Genomic DNA, 25,982 nt, shown 5'->3' on the forward strand with positions numbered 1-25,982 from the left:
CCGGCCCTGTAGGTTTCGGGGCTCGGCGAACAGCGGGGGTCGCATGGTCAAGGGTTGGCACGGCTGGCTCGGTACGTTCAACGGCGTCGTCCTCATCACGGTGGTCGTCCTGCCGCTGGCCGCGCTGGCGGTATGGGCCCTGGCACGCCGCCGACGTGCCGCCGGCACCACGTCGGCGTGGCGGACGTCGCTGGCCGACGTCGGCATCGTCTACGGCACCGTGCCGTGGGTGTGGATGATCATGTTGCCGGGTGACCAGGCCGGCGCCGTCTCCGGTCGGGTGACAGTGGTGCCGCTGCGTGACCTGCTCACGATCTTCTCTGACGGAGGGCCGCTGACGGCGACGGTCCAGGTCGTCGGCAACCTGCTGGTCTTCGCGGCCTTGGGGTTCTTCGCCCCGCTGCGGTTCCCGGCGCTGGCATCGGTGCCGCGGATTCTGGTCCTCGCGGCCGGCTGCTCGGTCCTGGTCGAGACCGCGCAGTACGTCCTGCGGCTGGACCGGGTGTCGTCGGTGGACGACGTCCTGCTCAACGCCGTCGGCGCCGGGCTGGCGGCGCTGGCGTCCCGCCACTGGTGGCGCGACACACCCGACACCTCCGCGGATCGCCGACCTCAGCCGGCCCCGGCAGCGGGACGCTGAGCGCCGCGGTCAACTACCAACAGAGCTGACAGTCGATCAGGTGGGTGGCTCTGCCAGCCGCTCCAGCCGGGCCAGACCATCCCAGCCACGCTCGCGCATCAAATTCAGTAGTCGCTGCACCCGCGGGTCCGCCTCGACGGCCAGCGCGTCCAGCAGGTCGAACGGTAGATCGTCCTGCGCCACCTCACCGAGGTCGATCTCGCCAGAGCGGTATGCCTGCTCGGCGAGGCTGGCCAGAATGTCGGCGGCCTCCACCAGACGCGCGTCGTCGCCGGTGTCGCTCTCGAAGATCTCCGACAGGATCCGGTAGAGCCGAATGAGCTGCGGGTCGTCGAGCTGCGCGGTCTTGCCGGGCATCCATTCGCGGACGCGATCGGGCCAGCGAGCCGACATCAGGATCCAGCTATCCCGCTCACCCGCCACCACCCGCTCGGAGACGCCGATGTCCCGGAGCCGATCGAGGTAGGTGATCACCTCTGGTGCGAGCGCCAGCCGATCCCCGGCGGCGAGTTGCGCGATCTGCCTCCGGCTGGCCTCCAGTCGTGCGATCTCGTCGCCCAGTTGCCTGTCAATCTCCTCGACCGCTGCCGCGAAGGTCGACGCGTCGGCCTCCAGCATCTGACCGATCTGGGACAGCGGCACGCCGGCGTTGGCGAGAATCCGGATCCTGACGAGAGACACCACCGCCCCCGCGCTGTACCGCCGGTAGCCCGAGGCGTCCCGCTCAGGCTCCGGCAGCAGGCCGATCTGGTGGTAGTGCCGCACCGCCCGCACGGTGACGCCGGCGTACGCCGCGAGTTGGCTGATCGTCAGCATGCCCTGATCCTGCCCCTCACGTCGCTCGGCCCCACTCGAATCCAGCTCAGGAGATCTTGCGGCGGTAGGTCAGGTTGGCGAAGAGGTAGGCCACCACGAGGATGCCGACGCACCAGGCGAGGGCGGTCCAGATGCCCGATCCGACCGGCTCCTGCGCGAAGAGGTCTCGGATCGCGTTGACGATGGCGGTCACCGGCTGGTGTTCGGCGAAGGCGCGCACCGGGCCGGGCATCGACGCGGTGGGCACGAAAGCCGAGCTGACGAACGGCAGGAAGACCAGGGGGTACGAGAAGGCGCTCGCGCCGTCCACGGACTGAGCGGTGAGGCCGGGGATGATGGCGATCCAGGTCAGCGCCAGGGTGAACAGCACCAGGATGGCAGCGACGGCGAGCCACCCCAGCACGCTCGTGCCGGTGCGGAAGCCCATGAGCAGGGCGACGAGGACGACGACGACCAACGAGACCAGGTTGGCGACCAGCGAGGTCAGCACGTGCGCCCAGAGCACCGAGGATCGTGCGATCGGCATGGACTGGAACCGTTCGAAGATGCCGCCCTGCATGTCCAGGAAGAGCCGGAAGGCGGTGTACGAGATGCCCGAGGCGATCGTGATGAGCAGGATGCCGGGGAGCAGATAGTTCACGTACGAGTCGGAGCCGGTCTCGATCGCGCCGCCGAAGACGTAGACGAACAGCAGCATGAAGGCGATCGGCATGACGGCGGTCGTGATGATGGTGTCCGGGCTGCGGGCGATGTGGCGCAGTGAGCGTCCCAGCAGAACTGTGGTGTCGCCGAGGAAATGCTTGTTCATCGTTGTTCCTTCTCGGTCTTGGCGCCAACGAGGGTGAGGAAGACGTCCTCGAGGGTTGGCTGCTTCTCGACGTACTCGATCTCGGCGGGTGGCAGGAGCTGCTTGAGCTCGTCGAGGGTGCCGTTCACGATGATCCGTCCCTCATGGAGGATCGCGATCCGGTCGGCGAGTTGTTCGGCCTCGTCGAGGTACTGGGTGGTGAGCAGCACCGTCGTGCCGCCACGGGCGAGTTCCCTGATCGCCTGCCACACCTCGATGCGCGCCTCCGGGTCCAGCCCGGTCGTCGGCTCGTCGAGGAAGATGACCGGCGGGTCCCCGATCAGGCTCATCGCGATGTCGAGACGGCGACGCATGCCGCCGGAGTACGTCCGCACCCTCCGAGCGCCCGCCTCGGTCAGGGAGAAGCGCCTCAGCAGGTCGTCCGCGATCGCACCAGGCTCCCTGAGGTGCCGCAGCCGGGCGACCAGGACCAGATTCTCCCGCCCGGTGAGGATCTCGTCGACCGCCGCGAACTGCCCGGTGAGACTGATCGACTGCCGTACGTCGGCGGCCTGGGTCGCCACGTCGAAGCCGGCGACCCGGGCCGTCCCGCCGTCGGCCCTGAGGAGCGTGGCCAGGATCCTCACCACCGTGGTCTTGCCGGCACCGTTGGAGCCGAGCAGGGCGAAGATGCTGCCCCGCGCGACGTCGATGTCGACGCCGCGCAGCACCTTCAGCTGCTTGAACGACTTCTCCAGGCCGTGCATGCGGATCGCGGGTTGCTCGGCCTGAGCTGTTGGGTGCGAATTGCTCATGGCGGCAGCATGGAGGGTTGACGCAGCGTCAAGGTCAAGCCGACCGGCTCGGCGACGCGTGCGCGACCCTGACTCTTCACTCCGATGTCACCGCCCGCTCCCACGGGTGACGTGTCGCTGTCCGCCCGAAGGAGTTGGCTGCCAGTCGTCGCACTACGTCTTGACCAGGAGTTGATCCACGTGCCTTCCTCTCGTCGTACCTTCCTCGCCAGTGGCGCCGCCGCCGGCGTCGGCCTTGCCGTCGCGGGCGGCCTGCCGTCCCTGGCCCAGGCCAGCCCGGCCCGGCCGCACCCGCCGGTGAAGCCCGGTAACGTGCCCTTCCCGCCGCTCGTGGACGACCCCAAGGGAATCCTGGCCCTGCCCAAGGGCTTCAGCTACACCGTGATCACCCGGACCGGCGTCACCCGGCTCGACCGCGGCCAGGGCACCACCCCGTCGGACCACGACGGCATGGCCGTCTACGACGCCGGCCACGGCCGGTACACCCTGATCCAGAACCACGAGATCGACCCGGGCGCCGAGTTCGGCGTGCCGCACGTCAAGGGAACGGTCTACGACGCGGGCGCCGTTGACGCCGGCGGTTGCACCGTGATCAAGACCGACCTCTCGGGCCGCAACCTGGGTGAGTTCGTGGCGCTCTCCGGCACTATCTCCAACTGCGCCGGCGGACCGACCCCCTGGGGCACCTGGCTCACCTGCGAGGAGACCGAGGACCGGGCCGGCGACAAGTGGGAAGAGGGCGACCGGTCCGGCGTCTACCAGAAGGACCACGGCTACGTCTTCGAGGTGTGGGCCGACGGCAGCGCCGACCCGAAGCCGATCAAGTGCCTGGGCCGCTACTCCCACGAGGCCCTGGCCGTCGACAAGGACCGCACCCGGATCTACCTCTCGGAGGACGCCGACGAGCCCAACGGCCTCTTCTACCGCTGGACGGCGCCACACGGCGTCAAGCTGGGCCCGGGCGTGCTCACCCGCCTCGCACCGAACGCCGGCGTCCTCGCCGCGATGCAGATCATCATGGATGACGGTTCGGTGCTGCCGGACGTCGCCTACCTGACCTCCGCCCAGCTGGGCCGCCCCTTCCCGGTCCGCTGGATCGAGGTGCCGGACCGCGACGCGCGCACCAGGTCGGTACGCGAGCAGTTCGCCGACGGCCAGGTCACCCGCGGACGCAAGTTCGAGGGCGTGTGGGCCACCGACGAGGGCGTGTACGTGGTCAACTCGTACGCCTGGGACGAGGGTGACCTGCCGGCGGACGCGGCGCCGCACGACGGAATGGTCTGGTTCTACAACTACCGGAACCAGACCATCCAGCTGGTGACGTACTTCCCGCACCAGACCGCCTCCGAGGAGGGTGCGCCGGTCAAGTACACCGACCTCACCTTCGACGGCCCGGACAACGTGACCGTCACCCCGTGGGGAAGCCTCGTGCTCGCCGAGGACGGCTCGGGCGCCTCGCACGTGCTCAGCACGATCCCGGGCGGGCCCACCTACGCGATCGCCCGCAACCAGCTCAACGACTCGGAGTTCTGCGGGCCGACCTTCAGCGCGGACGGCAAGGTGCTCTTCGTCAACATGCAGGACCCGGGCCTCACCCTGGCCATCACCGGCCCGTGGGAGAAGTACCTGGGCTGAGCGAGCTCGAATGATGGGGGCCGGGCGACGCTCGCCCGGCCCCCATCAGCCTCGGCCGCACTCAGGAGACGCGCGGCAGGCAGCACTAGTCGAGACAGAACTCGTTGCCCTCGACGTCCTGCATGTTGAGGCACGACTCGTTCTCGCCGTCGGCGAGCAACAACTGCCCGCGTACAGCGCCGAGCGGGACCAGCCGCGCGCATTCGGCCTCAAGGGCGGCCAGCCGCTCTTCGCCCACGAGCCCGGTGCCGACCCGCACGTCGAGGTGTACCCGGTTCTTGACGACCTTGCCCTCGGGCACCCGCTGGAAGTACAGCCGCGGACCCACCCCCGTAGGGTCACTGCACGCGAACCACGAACCCTGCTCGGAACTGACGTCGTCCCAGGTGGCGCACCCCTCCGGGGGTGGCGGCGGGACGTACCCCAACATCTCACACCAGAAACGACCGACGCGCACAGGCTCGGCGCAGTCGAAAGTCACTTGCACCTGCTTGACTGACATCCGTTCACTTTAGGGTTCGTGCCGCCGCCGCTGTTTCCGTACCCCTGGTCCTGGCGCTAGACGGTAGGGGTGACGCGCTGGCCCGCTGCGCCCGAGCGCTTGAGCAGGAACGCCCCGCCGACGATGAAGACGACGCCGAGAATCCGCATGGTGTAGCCACCGACAGACCTGACCCGTTCATTCGTCATGGTGTGCCTTCTGCCCGAGGCGCCAATCGCGTAAACGGTGCGGCGTGGACCCGGCCGCCGCTTCAGCCCCGTCGGCGGTGATCAACGGCCGGCCGTGGAGATCTCACTCCACCTTGATGAGGAGTGGTTTCCCCTTCTCGACGACGTACGTGGCCAGTTCGACAGCGATGCCGTCGCCAACGTTGCGGGCCTGGTGGTGCACACCGTATGGGACGGTGAGCGCGTCGCCGGGATTGCACACCATGGGCGGCTGCCCCTCCAGCCGATATTCGAGCGTTCCCTGCAGAACGCAGATGATTTCCTCGCCGGGGTGAAAATGCTTGAACGGTGGCGAATCCGGAGTGAACTCCACCCGAGTCTGAATGACCTCTCGCCCGGGGATGCTCAGGTCGTGCCGTTGCAGATCGATCCGCCACAGCCCTGGTGCTGACTCCACCGCTGTGGGGCTGATCCCCTGAGGTCGATCCTTGGTGCTCATGACGGCCTCCTGTGAGCCGTCGGGCCGACGGCCATTACTCGGCTTGGTGCATCCCAGTCGAGGATAGGTAGCCGCAGACGATCAGGGGCGGGGATGCGGACACGGAGGTTCGATTCCGCGAAGCGGGCCTGTGCCGGCGCGTAAATCGGCTTGTGCTGTTTTCTGAGGGCTGCTTCTCTGTTGCCCGTGACCGAACTTCGTACGCCGCGACTGCGCCTGCACCCCATCGACACCGCAGAGGGTGAACGCATCGTCGGGCGGCGTGCCGGGGCCGGGGACGACTGGGCCGAGGACTTCCCTTTCGACGGCGACGTCCTCGGCGTGCGGGGCTTTCTCGCCGCCACCGCCGCCTACGGCGATCGACGTCCGCTCGGGCACTACCGGATCACCCGCACCGCCGACGGAAAGGCCATCGGTGGAATCGGTTTCAAGGGTCGGCCGGAGAACGGACGCATCGAGGTCGGTTACGGCCTCGCCCCGTCAGCCCGGGGAAACGGCTACGCGGCGGAGGCGCTCGCCGCCCTGCTCGACCTCGCGACCGCACACGGACTGTCCTGCGTCGTCGCCGAGACCACCGGCGACAACGTCGCCTCCCGGCGGACCCTCGAAAGGGCCGGCTTCCGGCACACCGGCACCAACGATGCTCTCTGCCAGTACGAGGTGCTCCTCGGTGCCCCCTCGCGACCGACTCGGAGGCGGTAGTCCGATCCCCCGACGGCCTGCGGCAGCCGAGTTCAGCGACTGGGCAGCAGCCCTCGTTCGGTCATGTGGGCGCGCAACGTCTCGGCATCCTCGGCGGACATCAGCCAGCGGGGGATCACGGTCGCCGGCATTCGGCCGACGTACACGACCCAGAAATCTCCGGCGTCCCGCACCTGGGCGACCCCGTCCCAGGCGATGCCGCCGGACTCCGAGCCGCTGCGCATCATGATGTTGTCTTCGGTGATGTCGTAGGCGCCGTCGACGGCGTAGCTACCGGAACGGCGTCGGGCGCGCGCCAGCACCCACGGCCGGTACAGCATCGACAGCACGCCGGCCACGACCAGCGCGGTCCACAGCGGCGAACTCCGCTCGCCCCACCCGACCCCCCGCGAGACAACGAGACCGATGACCCCGACCGCCGTCAGAACCGCTCCGATGTAGCCGAATCTGCGTAGCCGGACGTTGCCGAGCGCGGCGGCCACCCGGCTCGGGTAGGCGGGATCGGCGGGGACGTCAAAACGGATGTGCACGCCAGAACGATAGTGCCTCCACCCGCCCCGGAAGGCGCCTTGCCCCGCCCCACCTGACAAGCCGCAGGGCATCCGGGCGCGGCAGTCTGATGCCCGGCACCGGCCCGCCGAGGGCCCGGCGGATAGGGAAGACTGGCGCGCATGTCTGATCTGAGCGATGCGAAGGCCGCGCTGCACGACTACCTCCGGGGGAACCGCGAAGACCTCATCTGGAAACTCGACGGGCTCAGCGAACGGGAGGTCCGGCTGCCCCGCACGGCGACTGGCAACAACCTGCTGGGCTTGGTCAAGCATTGCCTCAATGTCGAAGCCGGCTACTTCGGGCCCACCTTCGGTCGCGAATTCCCGACGCCCGACGAGCTGGTCCCCCTGACGGCATTCGACGAGGACCCGCAGGCAGACTGGTACGCCCGTGAGGACGAGACGAAGGACGGGCTGATCGACCTGTATCGCCGGGTCGGCGCGTTCGCCGACCAGACGATCGACCAGCTACCGCTCGACGCTCCGGGGCAGGTGCCGTGGTGGCTGCCAGGTCGGCAGGACGTGACGCTGCAGCGGATCATCATCCACGTGGCCTGCGATCTCGCCCGGCACGCCGGGCACGCCGACATCATGCGCGAACAACACGACACGACGGTCGGCCTCGGGCGGAACAACAGCAACATCCCCGACGACTACGACTGGCCGGCGTACGTCAGCAAGCTGACGAAGCTGGCCGACCACTTCGGGTGAGCGGGAAAGCTGCGGACGTGCGAGACGACCTGAACCAGATCGAAGCGGCTTTCCTGGGCACACCACTGGCCGGCCTGCCGATCGGGCACGGCCCGTCGGGCACCATCCTCGTCGCCGACGTCGACCCCGACCGTCTGCACGAGGTCTGGCAGGCCGCCGAGGCGCTGGTGCCGGTCATCGGACGCCGGCCCGTCATGGTCACCGACGACTTCGACGACGCACTGACGATCCGGTCCGAGCCCGAACAGGGTCCGTCGGAGTCGGAGCTGCGCACGTTCGTCGAGGCGGCGGCGTCTTCCGAACCCTGGCTGACCTACCGCCACTACAGCGAGGACCAACAGGTCGACGAGGACGAGATCGAGTTCTACACGCGTGGCACGACCCGCGTCGACCTGAACGACCTGGTGCCGGATGTGGTGCTGCCGGCACCACTGCCGGTGCTGGAGCGGGTGCTGTACGACCGGCTGCTCGCCGACGCCGACCTGCACGCCCAGGTGCTCGGCAACGTGCGGCTCGTGACGCAGACCGACTACTGGTATACGCCGGACAGCGTTCTGCTCATGTTGCTGCCCACCAACGACGTCCGCGGCTCGGCGTACTGGGTGGACTTCTACGGTGCCCTCGACTTGGAGGATCAGCAGAGGCTCGGCGAGGTGCTGGAGCAGTGGCGACACCGGTGGGACGCCCGCCTGGTCGCATCGTGGGGCACCATGCTCCAGTTTCAGGTGGGTCGTCGCCCGACGCCGGGCGACGAGGCGTGGGATGCCGCCGGTCAGCTCAAGGCGCTCGCTCCGAACCTCGAACTGAGCCGATGGGAGGTCGCCGTCGCCCTACCGGCCGGTGACGCCTGGTTCGTCCACAACCGGCCCTGACAGACTTGGCTACTCCGGTTGCTGGGTTGCTGGCCTCGCGGTCTGCGTGACCCCTTCCTGGCGCAGTTCGAGGACGTACGGCTGGTCGTCGGTCCGGACGAACCGGATCTCCAGATCGAGGTCCGGGTGTCGGTAGTGACCGTCCGGGTCCATCAGGAGGACAACCGGTTGCTGGGTCGCGGCGGCGAAGGTCAGCTGGCCGTCGGCGAGCGCGATGTCGATCGGGTAGTCGTCCCGCAGCACGTAGCGGCCCGTGACATCGGCAGGCGGCGCGGCGGTGATTCTGGTGGTGGCGTAGCGACGGTCTGCTGCGGCGCGGATGCTGACCAGCAGCTCCCAGCCATCCTCGGAGTTGGTCATCGCCGCGACCGCGGTGCCGCTCTCCGGCCACACGTAGGAGAAGCAGGTATAGCCGACGTTCAACCCGGTGTGTCCGAAACGCCGACGCTCGGCGCGGTCGTCGAGTTCGGTACCGAGGCCGTAGGTGCCGCCAGAAATCTGCGGCGTCCACATCTGGGTGGCCAGGTCCCGGTCGAGCAGCTTCGAACCTCCCGAGACGGCTCGGGCGATTTCGAGGTCGAGCCGGAGCAGGTCGGTCGGGGTGCTCCACAGCCCGGCCGCGGCCAGCTCCGGTTGCGTTCGCCAGCCGCCAGGAATCCTGGTGCCGCCGCCGTGGTGACCATGCGCCACCTGATCCGGTCGCTGGTGCGGAAACTGCTGGTCGAAGCTGCTGTCGGCCATAGCCAGCGGTTCCAGCACCAGAGTACGCAGGAGGTCCTCGAACGGGGTTCCGGTCGCGTCCACCATCAGCTGCTGGAGCACCGAGTAGTGGCTGCCCGAATACCGGAAGCGGCTACCCGGCAACAGGGTCGGCCGAACCGGTGCGGTCGTCGTCGCGCCGCCGCCTTCCAGGACCTGCAACAGCGACGGGGCGCGATCTGCGGCGTAGCCGCGGTACCAGGTGTCGGACAGCCCGGCGGTGTGCGCCAGCAGCTGTCGTACCGTGATTCCCTGCTGGTCGTCACGGCCGGGCAGGTGCCACGTGGTGAGGTACTCGCCGATGTCGGCGTCGAGGTCCAGGACACCGGCCTGGACCAGTCGCAGTGCGCCGAACGCCGCGACATGCTTACTGATCGAACAGGCCGCGAAGGCGGTGCTCGCGGTCACCGGACTCGACGTCCCGGCCGCCATGACGCCAAACCCTGCCGCCCACACCGGCCCGCTCACGTGGCCGACGGAGATGCTGACTCCCGGCACGTCATAGCTGCTCATCAGCTCGGGCAACGCCGCCGTGTCCGGTGAGCGCAGCCCGGACGACACCTGCCGGTCGAGCTCGCCCAGCAGCGAAACCCAGTCCTGAGGCAAATCCACGACGTCGATTCTCGACCGCGCCCACCGGTGGATCAAGACCCGTCAACCGGTGGGGCTCGTGACGGTACGAGAGGCCTCCCGGATCAGATCGAGCGGTTCTTCGGTCCAGTGGGAGGCGAGGACGAGTTCCCGGGCCGGGTCGACCCACAGCAGGTGTCGTCCGCCGTTGCCCCGGGCGCTGCGGCCGGTCGCCGGGGCTCCGGGCCACGGCACCTGCTCATCGTTCAGCCACCACAGATAGCCGTACTCCCGTTTGACCGGGCACGGAGCCCAGGACTGGTCGACCCACTCGGCGCTGAGCAGCCGGGTCCCGGCATGGGTTCCCCGGTCCAGCAAGAGCTGCCCGATCAGGGCCAGGTCCCGGGCCGGGACGATCAGGCCCCCGCCCCAGTGCGCGCCACCGGAGACCACCTCGACCGGGCGTCCGTCGAGGTCGACGACGCTCGTCCGGTACCCGTGCCACGACCACCGGTCGGAGGCACCCAGCGGGTCCATGACCCGCTCCCGCAGCACCTCCGGCAACGATCTGCGAAACAGCAGCGTCAGGGCATACGCGAGCAGGTTCATCCGCACGTCGTTGTACGCCCACCCCTGGCCCGGGGGTGTGCCGTGCACCTCGGTCCGCTCGCGGAAACTCTGCGCGTCGACGCTCGTCGGCTTGCCCCACAGCTCGCCCTCCCACTGGCTCGACTGCTGCAGCAGATGACGCCAGGTGATCTGCTCGTTGTGCGGCCCCCGGAACTCGGGAACGTCGACGACCTGGTGCACCGGCTGGTCCGGCACCAACAGCCCGTCGTCGAAGGCCAGGCCGGCCACCACCGACACGACCGACTTGGTGACGCTGAACGCCATCTCCGGGACGTCCGGGTCGCCCCAGGCTGCGACCTCCCGACCGCCCACCCGGACAACACCACTGGCTCCACTGGCGGCACGCAGCGGGCCGACGACCTCACGATGGCTGGCGTCGGAGACCTGTGCGGCCAGGTAGGCCTCGATGTCGGCGGCGTCTCTGGTCCACCGAGCGCCGAACTCCCGGACGGTCCGCTCCAGCTGCTGCTGATCCACCGACACGTGACCCATGCCCCGCAGTGTCCAACACCCCCGCTACCGCCAGGGCGCATCGTGACTAGCCACATAGGATCGGACGACCCCGTACGCCGGACCTGAGGAGTGTCCCCCCGTGACCCTGCTGGAGCGTCTGCACCTGGCCGGTATGCGCGACGTCGTCGCGGTGCAGCCGGTGACCGGCGGGCTCGCGGCTCTCGCGGGCATCGCCAGCCGCCGGGATGCCCCGCCGGTGTTCGTCAAGGCATTCGCCGACCCGCCGGCCGGCGACGTCTTCGCCGCCGAGGCCGAAGGGCTGGCCGCCCTGCGCGAGCTGGGCGGTGTGGCAACACCCGAGGTGATCCTGGCGGATCGGGACGTCCTGGTGTTGTCGGTGTTGAGCGAGAGGCCGCGCAGCGAGGCCTTCTGGGAACAGTTCGCACACCTGCTCGCCCGCCTGCACCTGAATACGACCCATCCCCGTTTCGGCTGGCACCACGACAACTGGCTGGGCCGTCGCCGCCAGGTCAACACGTGGAACGACGACGGCTTCGCCTTCTTCGCAGAGCACCGGCTGCTGCGTTGGCTCGACGAGCCCCGCGTCGAGGCGGCGCTCGACGCCCAGGACCGTTCGGCGCTGGAACGGCTCTGCGACCGCCTGCCCGACCTGCTGCCGGAGCGTCCGGCGTGTCTGACGCACGGCGACCTGTGGGCACAGAACGTCCTGGCCACCGCGGACGGAGAGCCGGCGCTGATCGACCCGGCCGTGTCGTACGTGTGGGCCGAGGTCGACCTCGCGCACGTGTGGTCCACCTCGCCCCCGCCGGAGGCGCGACGGATGTTCGAGGTCTACGCCGAGCTGACCTCGCTCGACGCCGGCTGGGAGGCCCGAATGCCGGTCATCCAGCTGCGACAACACCTCGCCGTGCTGGCCCAGTTCGACGACGACTGGGGTGCGGCCGATCAGATCCGCGCCGTCCTGGCCCCGTTCCGCACGCGATCCTGACCACAGGGCCGGTCGCCGACCGCCGCGACCGGCCCGGCCAGCCGACCGGTTCGACGGCAGCAGAGACCCGCGCGCGGAGCGGGGGTCGGGCCCTCGATTACGGTGACCCACTGGAATGGGGGGTGGGCCATGGCACCGGAGGTGTCGCCGCGAAGGGCCAGGGCCGTGCTGGTCACGCTCTCCCTCGCCGCGTTCGCGTTCATCACGACCGAGCTGCTGCCCGTCGGTCTGCTGACCCGCATGGCACCCGATCTGGACCGGTCCCGCTCACAGGTGGGTCTGCTGGTCAGTGGGTACGCCGTGGTGGTGGTGCTGGCGTCCGTGCCGCTGACCCGACTGACTCAGCGCGTCCCCCGCCGGCACCTGCTCGGCGTCACGATGCTCCTGTTCGCCGCCGCGAACGCCGCCGCCGCGCTCGCGCCGACGTACGCCGTGCTGGCCGGCTCCCGCCTGGTGACCGCCCTCGCCCAGGCGCTGTTCTGGTCCGTCGCCACGGCGACAGTGATCGGGCCGTTCCCGGTCGCGGTGCGCGGTCGGGCGGTGGCGCTGTTCGCGACCGGGGCGACGCTCGCCCCGGTGCTCGGCGTACCCCTCGGCACCTGGCTCGGGCAGCAAGCCGGCTGGCGCGCGGCGTTCGCGGTGCTGGCCGGGATCGGTGTGGCGATCGCCGCCGCGGTGCTGCTCCTTCTCCCCTCCTATCCCCCGGCCGCCGGCGGCGCCGCCCGGGGCACCGCACCGGACGGCCGGCGCTTCGCCGTCCTGCTGATCGCCACCGCCCTCGGCATCGGCGGCTTCATGACGCTGCAGACCTACGTGACACCGTTCCTGCTCGACGTCAGCGGCTTCGCCGACGCGGTGCTGGCGCCGCTGCTGTTCGTCTCCGGCGCGGCAGGCGTCGTCGGCACCCTGGTCGCGGCCCGGACCCTGGACAGCCGACCGATCGCTTCGCTGCTGACGCCGCTGGCCATCGGCACGGCCTCGCTGCTCGGGCTCTACGCGCTCGGCGCGCTCAAGCCGGGCGTGGTCGCGCTTCTCGCCGGGATCGGCCTCGCGTACGCGGCGTTCGGCTCCGCCGTGCAGAACCGGATGCTGCAACTGGCCCCGGGCAGCACCGACATCGCGTCGGCCGGGGTCAGCACCGCCTTCAACGCCGGCATCGCCGGTGGATCACTGCTCGGCGGCGCCCTCCTGCCCACCTCGGGGGCACGCCCGCTGGCGCTCGCCGGCGGGCTGCTGACGCTGGCCGCCCTCACGCTGCTCGCCGTGGACACGCGTCGCGGCCACGTCGTCGCCCCTCCACCAACCAGTCCCCCGGCTACGCGCCGGTCCGACTCGCCTGCGGTCGGAAAATCTTCCGGTACGCGCCGGCGTGACGCCGAGGAGTTAGAGCGACGCGGGACCACCTGGCGGCGGGCGGTCACCCACTCCCCGCGCTGACGACCGCCATCACGATCAGGGTGCGTCGCCGCCGCTGACTCATCAGCGCGAAACAGGCGGTGAGCACCACCAGCTCCAGCTCGGCCCACTCGCCGGTGACGTCGACGCGGATCGGCCCGCCGCGTCGGCCGGGGAGGCGTACCGCGAGGCGGTGCCCGTCGCGTACCAGCTCACCGCCGCAGCGACCGGGCGCCCAGCGGGCCGTCCCGCCGGGCCCCGGCACGTGCGACCGGCGCGGGTCGAGCCGTACCGGCACGCCGTGCTCGCCCTGGGAGGCGAACCCGATGCGTCGGCGGTCGGTCGGTGCGACAGTCCAGCGGCCGGTGCTGGTGCGGATCTCGCCGCACCGCCAGGTCCAGCCGGTACGCAGCGAGGCGCGCGCCCCGGAGTCGAGGACGAAGGCCCCGTCCTGTTTGCGTACGGTCAGCGTGGTCATCGGTTCGCCCCTTTCGGACGAGGCCGGGGCAGGCCGAGGATGAGGATGACGCCGACGCTCAGGTGCAGCAGAACGAGGGTGGCCTTCGCTCCCCCGCCGACGCCACTCGGTGGCCCGACCACGAGCGACAGCAGCAGGACGGCGCCCGCGATCGAGGTCCACCAGACGCGAGAGCGGTTGGTGCGGCGTTCCAGCACCGCGATCAGCGCCCAGCCGGCCAGTGCCGCGACCGCTGCGGCCACGATGACCGCGGTCACCGTGATCTGCCGGGTCGAGTTAGCGGACCTGACCGCCAGGTCGACACCGGCCGCCGAGTGCAGAAGCGCGAACTCGACCACCGCCACCACGATCGCGCCGGCCGCCACAGCGGCCCGTCCCAGGAGAAGGTTGTTCGTCATGGTCTGAGTCTGTGGACCGGGCCGGGTCGGACGCGTCGGTCCAGAAGCCGCAGCGGGTACGTCCGCTGGCGGCTGGGGGTACTACCAAAGGAGGTGGTCCGGCCCGCCGCCAGCCCAGTAGCGTGCGCGGTGTGGATGCGGCGACGTGCGAGGTCAAGCCGCCGCGGGCGTGGCGTTCCGTCCCGGTGGTCGTGACGACCGTGGCGGTCGGCGTCCTCGTCGCGACCATGCTGTGGTCCGCCACCCGGTCCAGCTCCGCCGGCCTGGTCGGCGTCGACGTCGCGCTGGCGGTGGCCGCCCTGGCCCTCGTTCCGGTGGTCCTCCGCCGACCGTTGATCGGTGGCGTGCTGGCCGGCCTGCTCGTCGCGCTGTCTCCGGTGGCCACGCCGGTGGCCAGCTTCGCGGTGCTGTTCATCGCCCGCAACCGGCCGTTTCGGCAGGCGGCGGCGGTGGCGGCGGTCGGCGTGGCGGGCGAGGCGGTGCAGGCGCTCTGGCGGCCGGTGCCCAGCCTGCCGTACGGGTGGCGGTTGGTGCTGATGACGATCGCCTACGCTGCCCTGCTCGGCTGGGGCACCTGGGCGCAGGCCCGCAACGCCCTGCTGGCGGCACTGCGGGACCGGGCCCGGCGCGCCGAGCAGGAGCAGGAACGACGGGTCGGCGAGGCGCGGGCGGCGGAGCGCAGCCGGATCGCGCGGGAGATGCACGACGTGCTGGCCCATCGGCTCTCCCTGCTGGCGGCGGCCGCCGGCGCGATGGAGTACCGGCCGGACGCGCCGCCCGAGCGGCTCAGCGCCGCGGCCGGGGTGATCCGGGCCAGCGCACACCACGCCCTCGACGAGCTGCGCGAGGTCATCACCCTGCTACGCAGCGACGACACCGAGTCGCCGACCGACACACCACCCGGGCAGACCCTCGCCGACCTGCCGCGCCTGGTCGACGAGGCGCGGGCCGCCGGGCAGCAGATCGAGGTCGACGACCCGCTCGGCCCGCCGGTCGAGATCCCCCCGACGGTCGGCCGCACCGCGTACCGGATCGCGCAGGAGGCGCTGACCAACGCCCGCAAGCACGCCGCCGGCCAACCGGTCCGGCTGGTGCTCGGCGGCGCGCCCGGCTCCGGCCTGAGCATCGCGGTGAGCAACCCGACCACGCCCGACAGCGGTGCCGCCGACAGCGCCGGTACCGGCCTGATCGGCCTCGCCGAACGAGCTGCGCTCACCGGCGGTCGGGTCGCCCACCACGTCGACGCCGCGGGCCGGTTCCACCTCACCGCGTGGCTGCCGTGGCCGACGTGACGGGTCCGATCCGGGTCGTCATCGTCGACGACGATCCCCTCGTCCGGGGAATGCTCACGCTGATGCTCGACGGCGCCGACGGGATCGTCGTGGTGGGCGAGGCCGCCGACGGCGCCGCGGCGATCACGGCGGTGGACCGGCACCTGCCCGACGTGGTGCTGATGGACATCAGGATGCCCGGCGTCAACGGCATCACCGCCACCGAGCGCCTGCGCCGCCGCCACCGGCCACCCGAGATCATCGTGCTCACCACGTTCGACACCGACGAGCACGTGGTGCGAGCCCTCCGAGCCGGCGCGAGCGGCTTCCTGCTCAAGGACACCCCGCCCGAGCAGATCAGTCAGGCGGTCCGAGCGGTGGCGGCCGGCAACCCGATGCTGTCTCCGGGCGTGACGCGCCGCCTCATGCAGCGGGTCGCGTCGGGGGCCGAGTCCTACGAGCAGGCGCACGAGCGGCTGGCAGTGCTCACACACCGGGAACGCGACGTGGTGCTGGCCATCGCGCAGGGTCGCTCCAATGCCGAGATCGCCAGCGAGCTGCTGATGAGCGTGACGACGGTGAAGGCCCACGTCTCGCACATCCTGACCAAGCTGGATCTCGACAACCGCACCCAGATCGCCCTGCTCGCCCACGACGGTCGGCTCCTCTGACGCCGGGGTCAGGCCAGCAGCGCTGGCAGGACGAGCACTGCGAAACGGATCACCCGCCCGGAAAGGCACGCGACGGCGAACTCCCAGCGTCGAAGGCCCCCGGTGCCGGCGGCGAGGCTCACGACGGCCAGCGGTGGAACCCCGACCGCGGCCGAGGCCAGCACTGTCGGTAGGGCGGTGCGGCGGCGGGAGAGCCAGCGCCGGATCGGTTCGGTCCACCGGGCGGCCCGAGCCGCCGCCCGACCTGACTTTCCCCGCTTCGCGACCTTGTGGGCCAGTCGCCCCGACCCGCGACGCGCCGACTCGAACAACAGCAGCTTGCCGACGGTCTGCCCGAGCGCCAGGGCGACCACGGCGACGAGAGCGTGGCCGCCGCGTTGCCCGGCGACCACGGCGTAGGCCTCGGCGTTGACGATCGGGACGAGCGCCGAGGCGACACCGTAGCCGAGCGCCACCACGGCCTCGGCGAGGCTGCTCATGCCCGTCCGTCCCGTTCGAGCAGCCGGACCACCGCTGCGACCGACCACAGCTTGACCGCGACGACGGCGACGGCGACGGCCAGCGCGAGCAGGTACTGCCCGAACGCGATGGCGCCGATGACGCCGGCGGTGTTGGCGACCTTGGCCGCTGGCGACCAGTTCAACGCCCACACCCGCCGGTCGATCAGGTGGAAGTAGTTGGGGCTCAGCACCGGCCAGCACAGGAACGCCAGCGACAGCATGGTGTCCAGCACCAGGAACGAGAGCAGGAAGACCAGAGCCACGACCGCGACGTCCGGCACGAGGGAGACCAGGCCCACGCAGAGTACGGCGGTGCACGCGCGGTCGCTCACGATGTCGAAGACGGCCCCGGCCCGGGTCTCCTGTCCGAGCCGGCGGGCGGCCCAGCCGTCGAGCACGTCGCCGATCCAGTAGATACCGTACGATACCGCCATCAATGCCACCGACCCGGAGACGAGGGCCACGATACCGACGGTGACAGCGGCTACCGTGCGAACGGCGGTGATGTAGTTGGGAACCGTACGAAGCGGGCCGACGGTGATGGCGGCGCGGGAGTCGACGAGAGTCACCTCTGCAGAGTCGTCCGGCTGGCGTTTTCGCGGAACGTGCCGGGGTGCCGATCTGGTTCCGAGGGCGGTACCGGGGTGCCGGCCGATCCGGTACCTGGGTACTGGCCGGTCTTCCGGCTGGTCGCGGAGACTGTGCGGGTGATGACTGGAATCCGCGAACGGTTGCGCGACCCCGAGCGAGTGCGACGGCTCGCGTACGCTGCGGTGGTTCTGATCATCGCCGCGGTGGTCACCACCGTCGAGGACGGCGTGTCCGTGCCGTCGGGCTGGGCGTGGCTGGTGCTGCCGGTCGGCCTCGGGGCCACGGCGCTGCGCCCCCGCTACCGAACCCTGGTCTTCGCGGTCTGCGCTGGGTTCGTGGTGATCGTGAGCACCGGCGAGTCGGTGCAGTTGGGCCTTGCGGCCGCCGGCCTGGTGTTCGTCTCGGTCTGCGAGGACCCGGCCCGACACCCGTGGCTGGGGTGGGTGGGTGGCTTGGTCGGCGCGGCCGGCGCCCTCACCACCGCGCTGTACAACGGGCGAGGTCTGTACGAGCAGCCATTCTTCTTCGTGACGGCCGGCTATCTCCTGGCGATCCTGTTGCGATCGTGGTCACGCGGCCACGCCCTGACCCGGGAGACAGACGACCTGCGCGGCCAGGCCGCCTGGCTCGAACAGCGCACCAACCTGGCCCGCGAGCTGCATGACGTGGTCGGCCACCACGTCACCGCGATGGTGGTGCAGGCCGAGGCGGGCCAGCTCAGTGACGACCCGGGGGCGGCCCTGCGGGCGATCGCGGGCAGTGGCCGCACCGCACTGAGCGAGCTGGACACGCTCGTCGTACACCTGCGCGATCCGGACGCGTCGATCGCGGTGAGCGCGCCGCCGCGCCTGTCCGACATCGACGAGCTGCTCGCCCAGCCGCTGCGCCAGCAGGGCGTGACGGTGCGGGTCCAGCTGGACCCCGAGCCGGGCCTGGACGAGATCGGAGTATTGACCGCCTACCGCATCGCCCAGGAGGCCCTCACCAACATCGCCCGCCACGCGAAAGCCACGTCGGCCTGGGTCGAACTGGTCCGCGTCGGCGACCACGTCCGCCTGCGGATCAGCGACGACGGCATCGGGCCGCCCCGCGTACCCACGAGCGGCTCGGGCCTGCTCGGCATCGGGGAACGCGTTTCCGCGCGCGGCGGCAGCTGGGAGCTGGGCCAGCGCCCCGGCGGCGGCACCGTGGTGCAGGTCAACCTGCCGGTGGTGAACACGTGATCCGCGTCGCGATCGCCGACGACCAGGAGCTGGTCCGGGACGGCTTCAGCCTGATCCTGCGGTCCCAACCCGACATCCAGGTCGCGGCCGAGGCGGCGGACGGCCGGCAGTTCCTCGACGCCGTACGTCGAGACTCCCGCATCGACGTCGCCCTCGTCGACATCCGCATGCCGGTGCTCGACGGCCTGCAAGCCACCCGCGAGCTGGCCACGATCCCGCACGCCCCGGCCGTCATCGTCGTCACCACCTTCGACGACGACGCCTACGTCCTGGACGCCATCGCCGCCGGCGCGCGCGGGTTCCTGCTCAAGCGTTCCAGCGCCCGTGACCTGATCGCCGCGGTGCGCACCGTCGCGGCCGGCGAGGCGGTCCTCTCCGCCGAGGTCACCGGCGCCGTACTCGACCGGGTCCGTGCGACCGGCCCGGCCACCCGCGTGGAGTTGGCGGCCTACCAGCTGACCGCTCGGGAGACCGACGTGCTCGCCCTGATCGGCGCCGGACTCAACAACAACGAGATCGCCGAACGTCTCTACCTGTCCATGAGCACCGTCAAGACCCACGTGACCAACGTGCTGGCCAAGACCGGCAGCCGCGATCGCGTACGGGCCGCCATCCTGGCGATCCAGGCCGGCCTGACGCCCTGAATTAGGGATCGGTGCGTACCAGCCGACGCTGCGGGCTGGCCTGCCAACCCCCGAACAGCGCCCTCGCCACGACGGCGATGAAGAGGGCCGACGCGATGGTCAACACCACGGCCACAGGAGCGACGTGCTCCGCCTGCCACTCGACATCGCCCGCTGTGATGGCCGTCTGGTCGATGCCGAAGACATCGAACCACGGCAGCAGCGAGGCCGGATACCACAACGGCGCGTATGAGTACGGCAGGCCGACACCACCGTTGAGCGTCCAATAACCGGCCACGTCGTAGATCAACGCACTATCGACGACGACCGCCACATCGCAGGCAACCAGGGCCGCCACGCACAGCAGCACAATGGCACTCTTGCCGTGCCCCCACCTGGCCAACCTGCTCGACAGGATTGCCCCCGTGCCGAGGAGCGCCGCCCAGACGCTGCCGGTGAGCGCCTCGATCGGCAGGTACTCGACACGCAGTCCGTGCGCAAACAGCACAAGCAGGAGCACAGTCGATATCCACATCAGGCTGAGCCGCAGAGTCATCGACCAGGTTGAAACCACGCCGCGAGGCTACCGTGGATCGGTTCGGTTCTGGCACCACCGACTCTGCCGGCGGCTTGTTCACGTCGGGCTTGGGGAGCGCAAGCTGACGCGGTCAGCGGCCGATCGGTCGTAGGGTTGCGGTATGGCACAACGACTCGTCAGCGTATGGCAACCATTCTTCCTTGCTAGCGAGAGTCAGGGCGCGGCCATCGACGCCGCGACAGAATTGGAGGACCTGGGCTACTCACGAATCTGGTTCTCCGGTGGTTTCGGCGAGAACGTCGCCCCCCGCTTCCGGGAGATCCTGGACGGGACCACGCGCATCGGGGTCGCGACCGGAATCCTGAGCATCTGGCACTCGTCGCCACCCGAGGCGGCGGCGTTCGCCGACGACGCGGAGCAGACCCATCCCGGCCGGTTCCTGCTCGGTCTCGGCGCCAGCCACGCGGTGGTGGTGGAAAGCGGCGGCACCGACTATCGCAAGCCGTACTCACGAATGGTGCAGTACCTCGACGGCCTCGACGCGGCCGGGCTTCCACCCGAGCGGCGCATCCTGGCGGCACTGGGCCCGCGGATGCTCGAACTCTCCCGCGACCGCTCAACCGGGGCGCACCCGTACTTCGTCCCTGCCGAGCACACTGCCGAAGCCCGGGCGGCAATCGGACCCGACCGGCTGCTCGCCCCCGAGGTCGCGGTGGTCCTCGACGCAGATGCCACCACCGCGCGCGCCACCGCCCGCCAGTACACGAGCGGGTACCTCGCACTGCCGAACTACACCAACAACCTGCGGCGATTCGGCTGGACCGACGAGGACTTCGCCGGCGGCGGCAGTGACCGCCTCGTCGACGCCCTGATCCCGTGGGGCAGCGTCGAGAAGGTGGTGGCCGGGTTGGAGAGGCACTACCAGGCCGGCGCGGACGAGGTGGCGATCCAGGTGCTCAACGGCGGCGACGACACGACGTTCCCCGCCGACGCGTTCCGCGCCCTCGCCGCAGCCCTGATCTGACTTCCGAAACCCGCAGCACCGCGATTCATGGTGCGGCGGGGCCGCGTCTGGCTCAGGCGGGGGCGAACTGCTGACTGCGGCGCTTCAGGGTTGAGGTTGGTGGCCGCGACACCGTTCAGGCTCGCCCGATGAGATCGAGGCCGGTCAGCTCCGCCGACAGCGCCCAGAGGCGGGCTGCCTCGCTGCTGTCCAGCGGGCTGTCGTCGGTGATGTGGCAGTCCACGCAGTAGTCGCCGCCGTTCGCGTCGAGGTGGGGTGACGTGGCGGCCCAGACCTGGGTCGCTGAGCCTTGCTCGACGGTCTTGAACAGGCCCGGCGCGGGAGTGCCGTCGGCGTCGATCCAGCCGGCGGCGACCATCTCCTCGACTGCGAGGTGCCGTTGCAGGGGAGTGAGGATCCAGCCGGGGTTGACGGAGAAGGCGCGGACGCGGTGCGGCCTGCCGAGCAGGTCGAGGTGGCGGGCGAACAGGATGTTCGCGAGCTTCGACTTGGTGTATGCCTCCCACTTGTCGTACCCGCGCTCGAACTGCACGTCGTCCCATCGGATACGCCACGTCGGGTTGCGACCGGAGGCCACCGAGACGACACGAGCCGTGTCGGGGGCGGTGAGCGCGGGCCACAGCAGGTTCGTCAGCGCGTAGTGGCCGAGGTGGTTGGTCGCGAAGTGCCCTTCCCAGCCGGGTCCAACTCGGGTTTCCGGGCAGGCCATGATGCCGGCGCTCGCGATCAGGATGTCGAGGGCGGGATGGCTGCGGAGGAACCGTACGGCGAAGGCGCGGACGGAGGCAGGGTCGGCGAGATCGAGCTGGTCGACCTCGACCCCGGGTACTTCGGCGAGTGCCTGCTGGGCTGCGTCCGGCCGGAAAGCTGGGACGACCACCCGAGCCCCAGCTCGGGTGAGCGCGCGGGTCGTGGCGAGACCGAGGCCGGAGTAGCCGCCCGTGACGAGGGCGGTCTTTCCGGTGAGGTCGATCCCGGCGAGGACGTCTCCGGCCGTACTGTGGGCACCGAACCTGGTGTGGGTCGTGTCGCTGGTCATGCCGCGGACGCTAGGTGCTAGACCGAGGTCTAGGTCAATGACTACCGTCGACGCCATGGCGGACGGCGGCCTGAGCATCGGGCAGGTGGCGCAGCGCACCGGGTTGAGCGTGCACACGCTACGGCTCTACGAGCGTGAGGGCTTGTTAGCCAGCGAGGTGCGGCGCGACGGGTCCGGCAGGCGCGTCTACAGCGCCTGGGACGTCGAGTGGCTGGCGAACTGCGTGAAGTTCCGTGCCTCCGGGATGCCACTCACCACGATCAGCCGCCTGGCCCAGCTCGTTCGCGAGGGCAGCGGCAACGAAGCCGAGCGGCTCAAGTTGCTCCGCGAACACCAGCGCTACATCACCGATCAGCTCACGCAGCTGCACGACTGCCTCGACCTCATCAACGTCAAAGTGGCCAGCTACGAAAAGCACCTCGCCGCCGGTGCCTCCGGTGATCCCTGGCAACAGCAACCGCAGCCCGCCCCGACAGAACACACCCATCAGCTGGGCTGACGAACACCGCTGGCCGGACTGGGATCGTTGGCGCTCATAACCGTTAGGGCGTCGGGTTGCGGTGCCTGGTTGGTGGGTAGGACCTGAATGTCGGGCACATGGGTACGCTGCACCGGCGGTGGCCTCAACCAACTCCCGCCGCGCCGCGGCCACCCGCACCGACGGGTGGCACCGTCGGTCGTTGCCCGTATCCGCAGACGAGAGGCGAGCCCACACCATGACCGCAGTACCAGGCCAACGGTCTACTGCTGCTGCGGGTTCGGCGGTGGCCGAGCAAGCAGCGGAGGAGGACCTGCGGGCGTTGTTCGGGCAGTCCATCGCCGTCTTCGCGTCTCTGGCGGGGCCATCGCACCTGGTGGAGACGGCGAACCCGGCGTTCTTCGCCACCATCGGCGAAGGGCGTGCCAGGGTCGGGGTGGCGATCGCCGAGCTGATGCCCGAACTGGCCGGTCAGGGATTCATCGCGCTCCTGGACCAGGTCTTCCGCACGGGTGAGCCCCACACCGGCCGTGACGTCCGGGTCGTGCTGGGCAGCGGCCCGCAGGCGCGGGAGGCATTCTTCGACTTCACCTACGAGCCGCGTCGGGACGCCGACGGCAACGTGACCGGGATCCGTGTGCTCGGCGTGGAGACCACGCAGGTCAAGCATGCCCAACGGCTGATGGCCAAACACCGTGCCCTGCTGGAGCAGATCGCCCGTCAGGCACCCCTGGCCGAGGTGCTCGACGGGATGGCCCGCTGTATCGAGAACCTCGCACCGCAGGAGGTGCTCGTCTCCGTCCTGCTCGCCGATCCCGACGCCCGGCACCTGCGCCACGGCGCCGCGCCGAGCCTGCCCGACTTCTACAACCAGGCCATCGACGGCATCGCGACCGGCGAAGGTGTCGGCTCGTGCGGCACCGCCGCCCACCGGCGGGAACCAGTCATCGTCACCGACATCGCCACCGATCCGTTCTGGGACGACTTCCGGGACCTGGCCGACCAGGCTGGACTGGCGGCCTGCTGGTCCACGCCGATCCTGGCTCGCGACGGCGGCCTGTTGGGCACCTTCGCGATGTATCACCGCACCCCGCGCATCCCGCAGGACACCGACCTCGCCCTCACCCGCCTCTTCGCCGGCACCGCAGCCCTGGCCATCGAACGCCACCACATCGAGGAGGCGAAACTCGCCGCCGAGGCACGCGCCAAGTCGGCCAATGACGAACTGGCCAAGGTGCTGGGCGTGGAGCGGGAACTGCGCGCCGAGGCTGAGCAGCGCGCCGCCGCCGCCGCGGAACTCGCCACCCAGATGCGTGCCGCTGCGGCCGCCCAGGCCGCCACGCCGCACCCCGAGTACTGCCAGCTCGGCGGCGCCGCCGGATGCACCGCGCCGGCCGAGGTCAAGATCGCCGATTCGTGGGGCGACGCGGCGTGGGGCTGCCCTGACCACGTCGAGGAGGCCATCCTCAACGTGCGGTCGGTGTTCATCGCCAGCGAGGAACTCGGCGGCCTGACCGCCTACCTCAACCGCTGATGGCTCCCGATGCCGCGCTCGGCTTCGGGTACAAGCTTGAGTGGCTCGCCATACGTGACCGGGACGCCGATGCCGTCGCGGCCGCGCTGAACCTCAGCCGTCCCACTCCCGCCAACTGGCGTGATGCGATCACCGCTGCGTATGACGGCCAAGGCCAGTGGCTGCTAACGCCGCCGCTTGACCGGTGGACGCTCGCCGCTTCGAGAGACGTTCCCGCACCCGAAGACGACCGATTCGCCGCTTGGCTGGCGGCGCTCAGCCAGCTGCTCGGTGAGGTGCAGTACTTCGGTACTCATCGCGTCGTGGAATACCACGGGTGGGGGCGTGCCCGGGGCGGCGTGGTGGAGCGAGCATTCGGCTACCTCGGCGAGCGCGGCGAGGTGCTGTTCGACGTCGGCGAACGCACGCTGGAGGAGCAGGCGCTCGGAGTCGGGACCGTCTCCGACGAGGACGAACCGTGGGACGACGATGACGAGACTTCGCCGTGGCCAGACGAGGAAACCGTGCTGACGCTCGCTGGTCATTGGAGTATCGACCCACGGACGCTGGACAGCGCCATCGTCCCCGGGCATCCGTGGATCGCGTCAGCTCGATCGAAATAGCCAGAGAGCGACGAACCAAACCCACGGCAACCGTCCGTTCCGACCGGCTTCCGGGCGTACCCCTTGTCACCCAGCAGGAGACGCACCTCGCGCGTCTCGACCAGCCTCACCGGGAGACCAGCGAAACGCTCGTCGCCGGGGTCCATCGCTTCATACTCCCGGGCCAGCATGTCGACCAGGTCGAGCATCGGCAGTTGGCTGTCGAGGAGGGCTCACTCACCGCCGTAGCGTCTGCCGCACCCCACCCCAAGTGCTTGACCCTTCAAATTTCCACCGGTAGCCTTTTGACATCCATCCATGGATGTCTATTTAAGTAGGTGAACTGTGCTGCTGAAATCCCTCGCCCTCGCCGCGTCCGTCGCCGGCGTGCTGGCCACCGCGCCCGCCGCCTCGGCGGCAAGCTCCCAAGCATCAAACGAAGCCTGGCTACCCGGGAACTGTCCGCAGGGCACGTTCTGCATCTGGCCCAACTGGGATCACCCGGCAGAGGGTCCGACCGCGACTCCGTCTCTGGTGACCACTACCGAGTGGTCCGGCAACGTCCCGGCCTTCAACTTCTACAACCGCACCTCCCGCAACGCCGAGATCACCTGGTCCTACAACTACCTCGGGACGCAGCTTTCCGGCGCGATCTGCGCTCGCCCCGGCGGCGGGGACCTGTATGTGCCCATGTTCGTGACGAAGGTGAGCTGGCAGCCGCGCACCTGCTGATCCTCGCCCGCCGCCCGATCGTGGCGACGATCGCCGTCCACGACGCCCCGTTGGACCCCTGAAACGCTTCTCGCCGACCTCGACGTCCAGCCGAGTGTCCTTGACCAACAGCCCTCCCAGAACGTGGTTCAGCTTCCGCGATTCGGGTCGGTGAGAGCGTTCCAGTCCTCGGCGCTCGTCGGAAACGGCCCCCAGTGCGGCAGATAGAAGGGCCGCCGCGGTGGGTCGGCCACCGTGAAGGGTTTGAACGCGGGATCTGCGATCACCCGGTAGACGAACTCGGCCGTCGACATGTCGAGTTGGTGCCACGGTTCGATGCCGTCCCACCGCGCGACCACAGGCCACCGATCGGGCTCCACTGCGCGGTCCGCCAGCCAGTAGTACTCCCCTTCGGTCTGATCGCTGCCCCACTGGATCAGCCCCGGCCCCCTGTCGGGCTCGTACAGGTCGTAGGGGGCCCACAGCTGCGCGGACTCTTGCCCGGCTGCCCACTGGCGACAAGATGCCCAGGTCCGAAGCAACGGCTGCGCGTGGTCGTCGGTCGCCCGGAGAAGGTCCAGGTACGCGCAGAACGCCCCCGGCACGAACCGCCGGCACAGCTCTTTGAAGTCCGACGGCAGCACGACCCCCAGCTCGCCCTCCACCTGCTCCCAGCCGGCATCACCCTCAGGATCGTGGCACCATCCGGTCACCTCGATGATTCGGTCGATCCACGTCTGCTGATCATTCACGGCCGGCAAGGTAACAGCACGGGCGGACACCCCCTCGTCTGGACGTCAGCCGCTTGC

Annotated in this window: 32 protein-coding genes; 16 read left to right on the forward strand and 16 right to left on the reverse strand. The window is 70.0% G+C overall.

The window, feature by feature from the left end:
- Positions 1–43: 43 nt before the first annotated feature.
- Positions 44–640 carry a VanZ family protein gene (locus tag GUI43_RS06155; RefSeq protein ID WP_112698270.1) on the forward strand — a complete coding sequence of 199 codons (597 nt, stop codon included), beginning with the start codon at positions 44–46 and terminating at the stop codon, positions 638–640.
- A 36-nt stretch (positions 641–676) separates the two neighbouring features.
- Here GUI43_RS06155 and GUI43_RS06160 read toward each other — a convergent pair whose 3' ends face one another.
- From GUI43_RS06160 to GUI43_RS06170, 3 genes are read right to left on the reverse strand one after another with little or no spacing between them, the layout of a single operon-like run.
- Positions 677–1,456, reverse strand: a complete 780-nt coding sequence (locus GUI43_RS06160; protein ID WP_112698271.1) for a MerR family transcriptional regulator — start codon at positions 1,454–1,456, stop codon at positions 677–679.
- 46 nt (positions 1,457–1,502) lie between these two features.
- Entirely contained in the window at positions 1,503–2,264 is a 762-nt protein-coding gene (locus tag GUI43_RS06165; RefSeq protein WP_112698272.1) for an ABC transporter permease, read from the reverse strand.
- Complete coding sequence (locus GUI43_RS06170; protein ID WP_112698273.1) at positions 2,261–3,058, reverse strand: ABC transporter ATP-binding protein; 798 nt, start codon at positions 3,056–3,058, stop codon at positions 2,261–2,263. Before GUI43_RS06170 ends, GUI43_RS06165 begins: the two co-directional genes overlap by 4 nt.
- A gap of 180 nt (positions 3,059–3,238) precedes the next feature.
- On the opposite strand from GUI43_RS06170, the gene GUI43_RS06175 reads away from it, so the two are divergent.
- On the forward strand, positions 3,239–4,693 hold the full coding sequence (locus GUI43_RS06175; protein WP_112601620.1) for an alkaline phosphatase PhoX: 1,455 nt from the start codon (positions 3,239–3,241) through the stop codon (positions 4,691–4,693).
- Positions 4,694–4,778: 85 nt separating this feature from the next.
- Here the strand turns inward: GUI43_RS06175 and GUI43_RS06180 are convergent, their stop codons facing one another.
- From GUI43_RS06180 to GUI43_RS06185, 3 genes are all read right to left on the reverse strand, one after another.
- Complete coding sequence (locus GUI43_RS06180; RefSeq protein ID WP_112585208.1) at positions 4,779–5,195, reverse strand: VOC family protein; 417 nt, start codon at positions 5,193–5,195, stop codon at positions 4,779–4,781.
- 56 nt (positions 5,196–5,251) lie between these two features.
- Positions 5,252–5,383, reverse strand: a complete 132-nt coding sequence (locus GUI43_RS34885; RefSeq protein ID WP_258398326.1) for a hypothetical protein — start codon at positions 5,381–5,383, stop codon at positions 5,252–5,254.
- A gap of 103 nt (positions 5,384–5,486) precedes the next feature.
- A complete protein-coding gene (locus tag GUI43_RS06185; RefSeq protein WP_112698274.1) occupies positions 5,487–5,861 on the reverse strand; it encodes a cupin domain-containing protein in 375 nt (124 codons plus the stop codon).
- Positions 5,862–6,047: 186 nt separating this feature from the next.
- Between GUI43_RS06185 and GUI43_RS06190 the strand changes: the two genes are divergently transcribed.
- Positions 6,048–6,563: a GNAT family N-acetyltransferase gene (locus tag GUI43_RS06190; RefSeq protein WP_170158684.1), complete on the forward strand. Its 516-nt coding sequence runs from the start codon at positions 6,048–6,050 to the stop codon at positions 6,561–6,563.
- A gap of 32 nt (positions 6,564–6,595) precedes the next feature.
- Here GUI43_RS06190 and GUI43_RS06195 read toward each other — a convergent pair whose 3' ends face one another.
- A complete protein-coding gene (locus tag GUI43_RS06195) occupies positions 6,596–7,093 on the reverse strand; it encodes a YcxB family protein (RefSeq protein ID WP_112585200.1) in 498 nt (165 codons plus the stop codon).
- 141 nt (positions 7,094–7,234) lie between these two features.
- On the opposite strand from GUI43_RS06195, the gene GUI43_RS06200 reads away from it, so the two are divergent.
- Together GUI43_RS06200 and GUI43_RS06205 are read left to right on the forward strand one after the other, a co-directional pair.
- Entirely contained in the window at positions 7,235–7,825 is a 591-nt protein-coding gene (locus GUI43_RS06200; RefSeq protein ID WP_112585198.1) for a DinB family protein, read from the forward strand.
- A 17-nt stretch (positions 7,826–7,842) separates the two neighbouring features.
- Complete coding sequence (locus GUI43_RS06205; protein WP_112698276.1) at positions 7,843–8,697, forward strand: DUF4253 domain-containing protein; 855 nt, start codon at positions 7,843–7,845, stop codon at positions 8,695–8,697.
- Between the two features lie 9 nt (positions 8,698–8,706).
- On the opposite strand, the gene GUI43_RS06210 is transcribed toward GUI43_RS06205, so the two are convergent.
- The gene (locus GUI43_RS06210) at positions 8,707–10,068 is read right to left on the reverse strand and encodes a serine hydrolase domain-containing protein (protein WP_112698277.1); all 1,362 of its coding nucleotides are present in this window, start codon (positions 10,066–10,068) and stop codon (positions 8,707–8,709) included.
- 42 nt (positions 10,069–10,110) lie between these two features.
- Complete coding sequence (locus GUI43_RS06215) at positions 10,111–11,148, reverse strand: serine hydrolase domain-containing protein (RefSeq protein ID WP_112698278.1); 1,038 nt, start codon at positions 11,146–11,148, stop codon at positions 10,111–10,113.
- 100 nt (positions 11,149–11,248) lie between these two features.
- Here GUI43_RS06215 and GUI43_RS06220 point away from each other — a divergent pair, with 100 nt between their 5' ends.
- Positions 11,249–12,118 (forward strand): fructosamine kinase family protein, encoded by an 870-nt coding sequence (locus tag GUI43_RS06220; RefSeq protein ID WP_244220557.1) that lies wholly within the window; start codon positions 11,249–11,251, stop codon positions 12,116–12,118.
- Between the two features lie 129 nt (positions 12,119–12,247).
- On the forward strand, positions 12,248–13,555 hold the full coding sequence (locus GUI43_RS06225; RefSeq protein ID WP_249037665.1) for an MFS transporter: 1,308 nt from the start codon (positions 12,248–12,250) through the stop codon (positions 13,553–13,555).
- Here the strand turns inward: GUI43_RS06225 and GUI43_RS06230 are convergent.
- Together GUI43_RS06230 and GUI43_RS06235 are read right to left on the reverse strand one after the other, a co-directional pair.
- Positions 13,536–13,991 carry a hypothetical protein gene (locus tag GUI43_RS06230; protein WP_112585190.1) on the reverse strand — a complete coding sequence of 152 codons (456 nt, stop codon included), beginning with the start codon at positions 13,989–13,991 and terminating at the stop codon, positions 13,536–13,538. The two genes, GUI43_RS06225 and GUI43_RS06230, sit on opposite strands and share 20 nt — an antisense overlap.
- Entirely contained in the window at positions 13,988–14,389 is a 402-nt protein-coding gene (locus tag GUI43_RS06235; RefSeq protein WP_112698279.1) for a DUF6069 family protein, read from the reverse strand. Before GUI43_RS06235 ends, GUI43_RS06230 begins: the two co-directional genes overlap by 4 nt.
- Before the next feature lie 131 nt (positions 14,390–14,520).
- On the opposite strand from GUI43_RS06235, the gene GUI43_RS06240 reads away from it, so the two are divergent.
- Both GUI43_RS06240 and GUI43_RS06245 read left to right on the forward strand, forming a co-directional pair.
- Positions 14,521–15,681: a sensor histidine kinase gene (locus GUI43_RS06240; protein ID WP_249037666.1), complete on the forward strand. Its 1,161-nt coding sequence runs from the start codon at positions 14,521–14,523 to the stop codon at positions 15,679–15,681.
- The gene (locus GUI43_RS06245) at positions 15,669–16,331 is read left to right on the forward strand and encodes a response regulator (protein ID WP_112698313.1); all 663 of its coding nucleotides are present in this window, start codon (positions 15,669–15,671) and stop codon (positions 16,329–16,331) included. Before GUI43_RS06240 ends, GUI43_RS06245 begins: the two co-directional genes overlap by 13 nt.
- 8 nt (positions 16,332–16,339) lie before the next feature.
- On the opposite strand, the gene GUI43_RS06250 is transcribed toward GUI43_RS06245, so the two are convergent.
- The gene (locus tag GUI43_RS06250) at positions 16,340–16,810 is read right to left on the reverse strand and encodes a VTT domain-containing protein (protein ID WP_112698280.1); all 471 of its coding nucleotides are present in this window, start codon (positions 16,808–16,810) and stop codon (positions 16,340–16,342) included.
- A complete protein-coding gene (locus GUI43_RS06255; protein WP_112698281.1) occupies positions 16,807–17,400 on the reverse strand; it encodes a CDP-alcohol phosphatidyltransferase family protein in 594 nt (197 codons plus the stop codon). The genes GUI43_RS06250 and GUI43_RS06255 overlap by 4 nt, the downstream gene beginning before the upstream one ends.
- A 141-nt stretch (positions 17,401–17,541) precedes the next feature.
- On the opposite strand from GUI43_RS06255, the gene GUI43_RS06260 reads away from it, so the two are divergent.
- Positions 17,542–18,645 (forward strand): sensor histidine kinase, encoded by a 1,104-nt coding sequence (locus GUI43_RS06260; protein ID WP_146765866.1) that lies wholly within the window; start codon positions 17,542–17,544, stop codon positions 18,643–18,645.
- On the forward strand, positions 18,642–19,289 hold the full coding sequence (locus tag GUI43_RS06265) for a response regulator transcription factor (protein ID WP_112585182.1): 648 nt from the start codon (positions 18,642–18,644) through the stop codon (positions 19,287–19,289). Before GUI43_RS06260 ends, GUI43_RS06265 begins: the two co-directional genes overlap by 4 nt.
- 1 nt (position 19,290) lies before the next feature.
- On the opposite strand, the gene GUI43_RS06270 is transcribed toward GUI43_RS06265, so the two are convergent.
- Entirely contained in the window at positions 19,291–19,842 is a 552-nt protein-coding gene (locus GUI43_RS06270; protein WP_112698283.1) for a hypothetical protein, read from the reverse strand.
- A 124-nt stretch (positions 19,843–19,966) separates the two neighbouring features.
- On the opposite strand from GUI43_RS06270, the gene GUI43_RS06275 reads away from it, so the two are divergent.
- A complete protein-coding gene (locus tag GUI43_RS06275) occupies positions 19,967–20,830 on the forward strand; it encodes a TIGR03620 family F420-dependent LLM class oxidoreductase (RefSeq protein WP_112698284.1) in 864 nt (287 codons plus the stop codon).
- A 115-nt stretch (positions 20,831–20,945) separates the two neighbouring features.
- On the opposite strand, the gene GUI43_RS06280 is transcribed toward GUI43_RS06275, so the two are convergent.
- On the reverse strand, positions 20,946–21,869 hold the full coding sequence (locus GUI43_RS06280; protein WP_112698285.1) for an SDR family NAD(P)-dependent oxidoreductase: 924 nt from the start codon (positions 21,867–21,869) through the stop codon (positions 20,946–20,948).
- 37 nt (positions 21,870–21,906) lie between these two features.
- Here GUI43_RS06280 and GUI43_RS06285 point away from each other — a divergent pair, with 37 nt between their 5' ends.
- The 4 genes from GUI43_RS06285 to GUI43_RS06300 all read left to right on the forward strand — a co-directional run bounded on the left by GUI43_RS06285 (position 21,907) and on the right by GUI43_RS06300 (position 25,194).
- Complete coding sequence (locus tag GUI43_RS06285) at positions 21,907–22,368, forward strand: MerR family transcriptional regulator (RefSeq protein ID WP_244220555.1); 462 nt, start codon at positions 21,907–21,909, stop codon at positions 22,366–22,368.
- Between the two features lie 265 nt (positions 22,369–22,633).
- Positions 22,634–23,881 (forward strand): GAF domain-containing protein, encoded by a 1,248-nt coding sequence (locus GUI43_RS06290; protein ID WP_249037667.1) that lies wholly within the window; start codon positions 22,634–22,636, stop codon positions 23,879–23,881.
- On the forward strand, positions 23,881–24,483 hold the full coding sequence (locus GUI43_RS06295; protein WP_112601604.1) for a hypothetical protein: 603 nt from the start codon (positions 23,881–23,883) through the stop codon (positions 24,481–24,483). Before GUI43_RS06290 ends, GUI43_RS06295 begins: the two co-directional genes overlap by 1 nt.
- Positions 24,484–24,807: 324 nt before the next feature.
- Positions 24,808–25,194, forward strand: a complete 387-nt coding sequence (locus GUI43_RS06300; protein ID WP_112585172.1) for a hypothetical protein — start codon at positions 24,808–24,810, stop codon at positions 25,192–25,194.
- A gap of 128 nt (positions 25,195–25,322) precedes the next feature.
- Here the strand turns inward: GUI43_RS06300 and GUI43_RS06305 are convergent, their stop codons facing one another.
- Entirely contained in the window at positions 25,323–25,925 is a 603-nt protein-coding gene (locus tag GUI43_RS06305; RefSeq protein WP_112698287.1) for a hypothetical protein, read from the reverse strand.
- Between the last annotated feature and the right edge of the window lie 57 nt (positions 25,926–25,982).

The sequence above is a fragment of the Micromonospora noduli genome (assembly GCF_003264365.1).
Classification (GTDB): domain Bacteria; phylum Actinomycetota; class Actinomycetes; order Mycobacteriales; family Micromonosporaceae; genus Micromonospora; species Micromonospora noduli.

What these genes read in the sequence shown, in the direction of transcription:
- GUI43_RS06155 (WP_112698270.1), top strand. Translation starts at nt 44, where the DNA reads ATGGTCAAGGGTTGGCACGGCTGGCTCGGTACGTTCAACGGCGTCGTC.
- GUI43_RS06160 (WP_112698271.1), bottom strand. Translation starts at nt 1,456, where the DNA reads ATGCTGACGATCAGCCAACTCGCGGCGTACGCCGGCGTCACCGTGCGG.
- GUI43_RS06165 (WP_112698272.1), bottom strand. Translation starts at nt 2,264, where the DNA reads ATGAACAAGCATTTCCTCGGCGACACCACAGTTCTGCTGGGACGCTCA.
- GUI43_RS06170 (WP_112698273.1), bottom strand. Translation starts at nt 3,058, where the DNA reads ATGAGCAATTCGCACCCAACAGCTCAGGCCGAGCAACCCGCGATCCGC.
- GUI43_RS06180 (WP_112585208.1), bottom strand. Translation starts at nt 5,195, where the DNA reads ATGTCAGTCAAGCAGGTGCAAGTGACTTTCGACTGCGCCGAGCCTGTG.
- GUI43_RS34885 (WP_258398326.1), bottom strand. Translation starts at nt 5,383, where the DNA reads ATGACGAATGAACGGGTCAGGTCTGTCGGTGGCTACACCATGCGGATT.
- GUI43_RS06185 (WP_112698274.1), bottom strand. Translation starts at nt 5,861, where the DNA reads ATGAGCACCAAGGATCGACCTCAGGGGATCAGCCCCACAGCGGTGGAG.
- GUI43_RS06200 (WP_112585198.1), top strand. Translation starts at nt 7,235, where the DNA reads ATGTCTGATCTGAGCGATGCGAAGGCCGCGCTGCACGACTACCTCCGG.
- GUI43_RS06215 (WP_112698278.1), bottom strand. Translation starts at nt 11,148, where the DNA reads ATGGGTCACGTGTCGGTGGATCAGCAGCAGCTGGAGCGGACCGTCCGG.
- GUI43_RS06225 (WP_249037665.1), top strand. Translation starts at nt 12,248, where the DNA reads ATGGCACCGGAGGTGTCGCCGCGAAGGGCCAGGGCCGTGCTGGTCACG.
- GUI43_RS06230 (WP_112585190.1), bottom strand. Translation starts at nt 13,991, where the DNA reads ATGACCACGCTGACCGTACGCAAACAGGACGGGGCCTTCGTCCTCGAC.
- GUI43_RS06235 (WP_112698279.1), bottom strand. Translation starts at nt 14,389, where the DNA reads ATGACGAACAACCTTCTCCTGGGACGGGCCGCTGTGGCGGCCGGCGCG.
- GUI43_RS06250 (WP_112698280.1), bottom strand. Translation starts at nt 16,810, where the DNA reads ATGAGCAGCCTCGCCGAGGCCGTGGTGGCGCTCGGCTACGGTGTCGCC.
- GUI43_RS06260 (WP_146765866.1), top strand. Translation starts at nt 17,542, where the DNA reads ATGACTGGAATCCGCGAACGGTTGCGCGACCCCGAGCGAGTGCGACGG.
- GUI43_RS06275 (WP_112698284.1), top strand. Translation starts at nt 19,967, where the DNA reads ATGGCACAACGACTCGTCAGCGTATGGCAACCATTCTTCCTTGCTAGC.
- GUI43_RS06280 (WP_112698285.1), bottom strand. Translation starts at nt 21,869, where the DNA reads ATGACCAGCGACACGACCCACACCAGGTTCGGTGCCCACAGTACGGCC.
- GUI43_RS06285 (WP_244220555.1), top strand. Translation starts at nt 21,907, where the DNA reads ATGACTACCGTCGACGCCATGGCGGACGGCGGCCTGAGCATCGGGCAG.
- GUI43_RS06295 (WP_112601604.1), top strand. Translation starts at nt 23,881, where the DNA reads ATGGCTCCCGATGCCGCGCTCGGCTTCGGGTACAAGCTTGAGTGGCTC.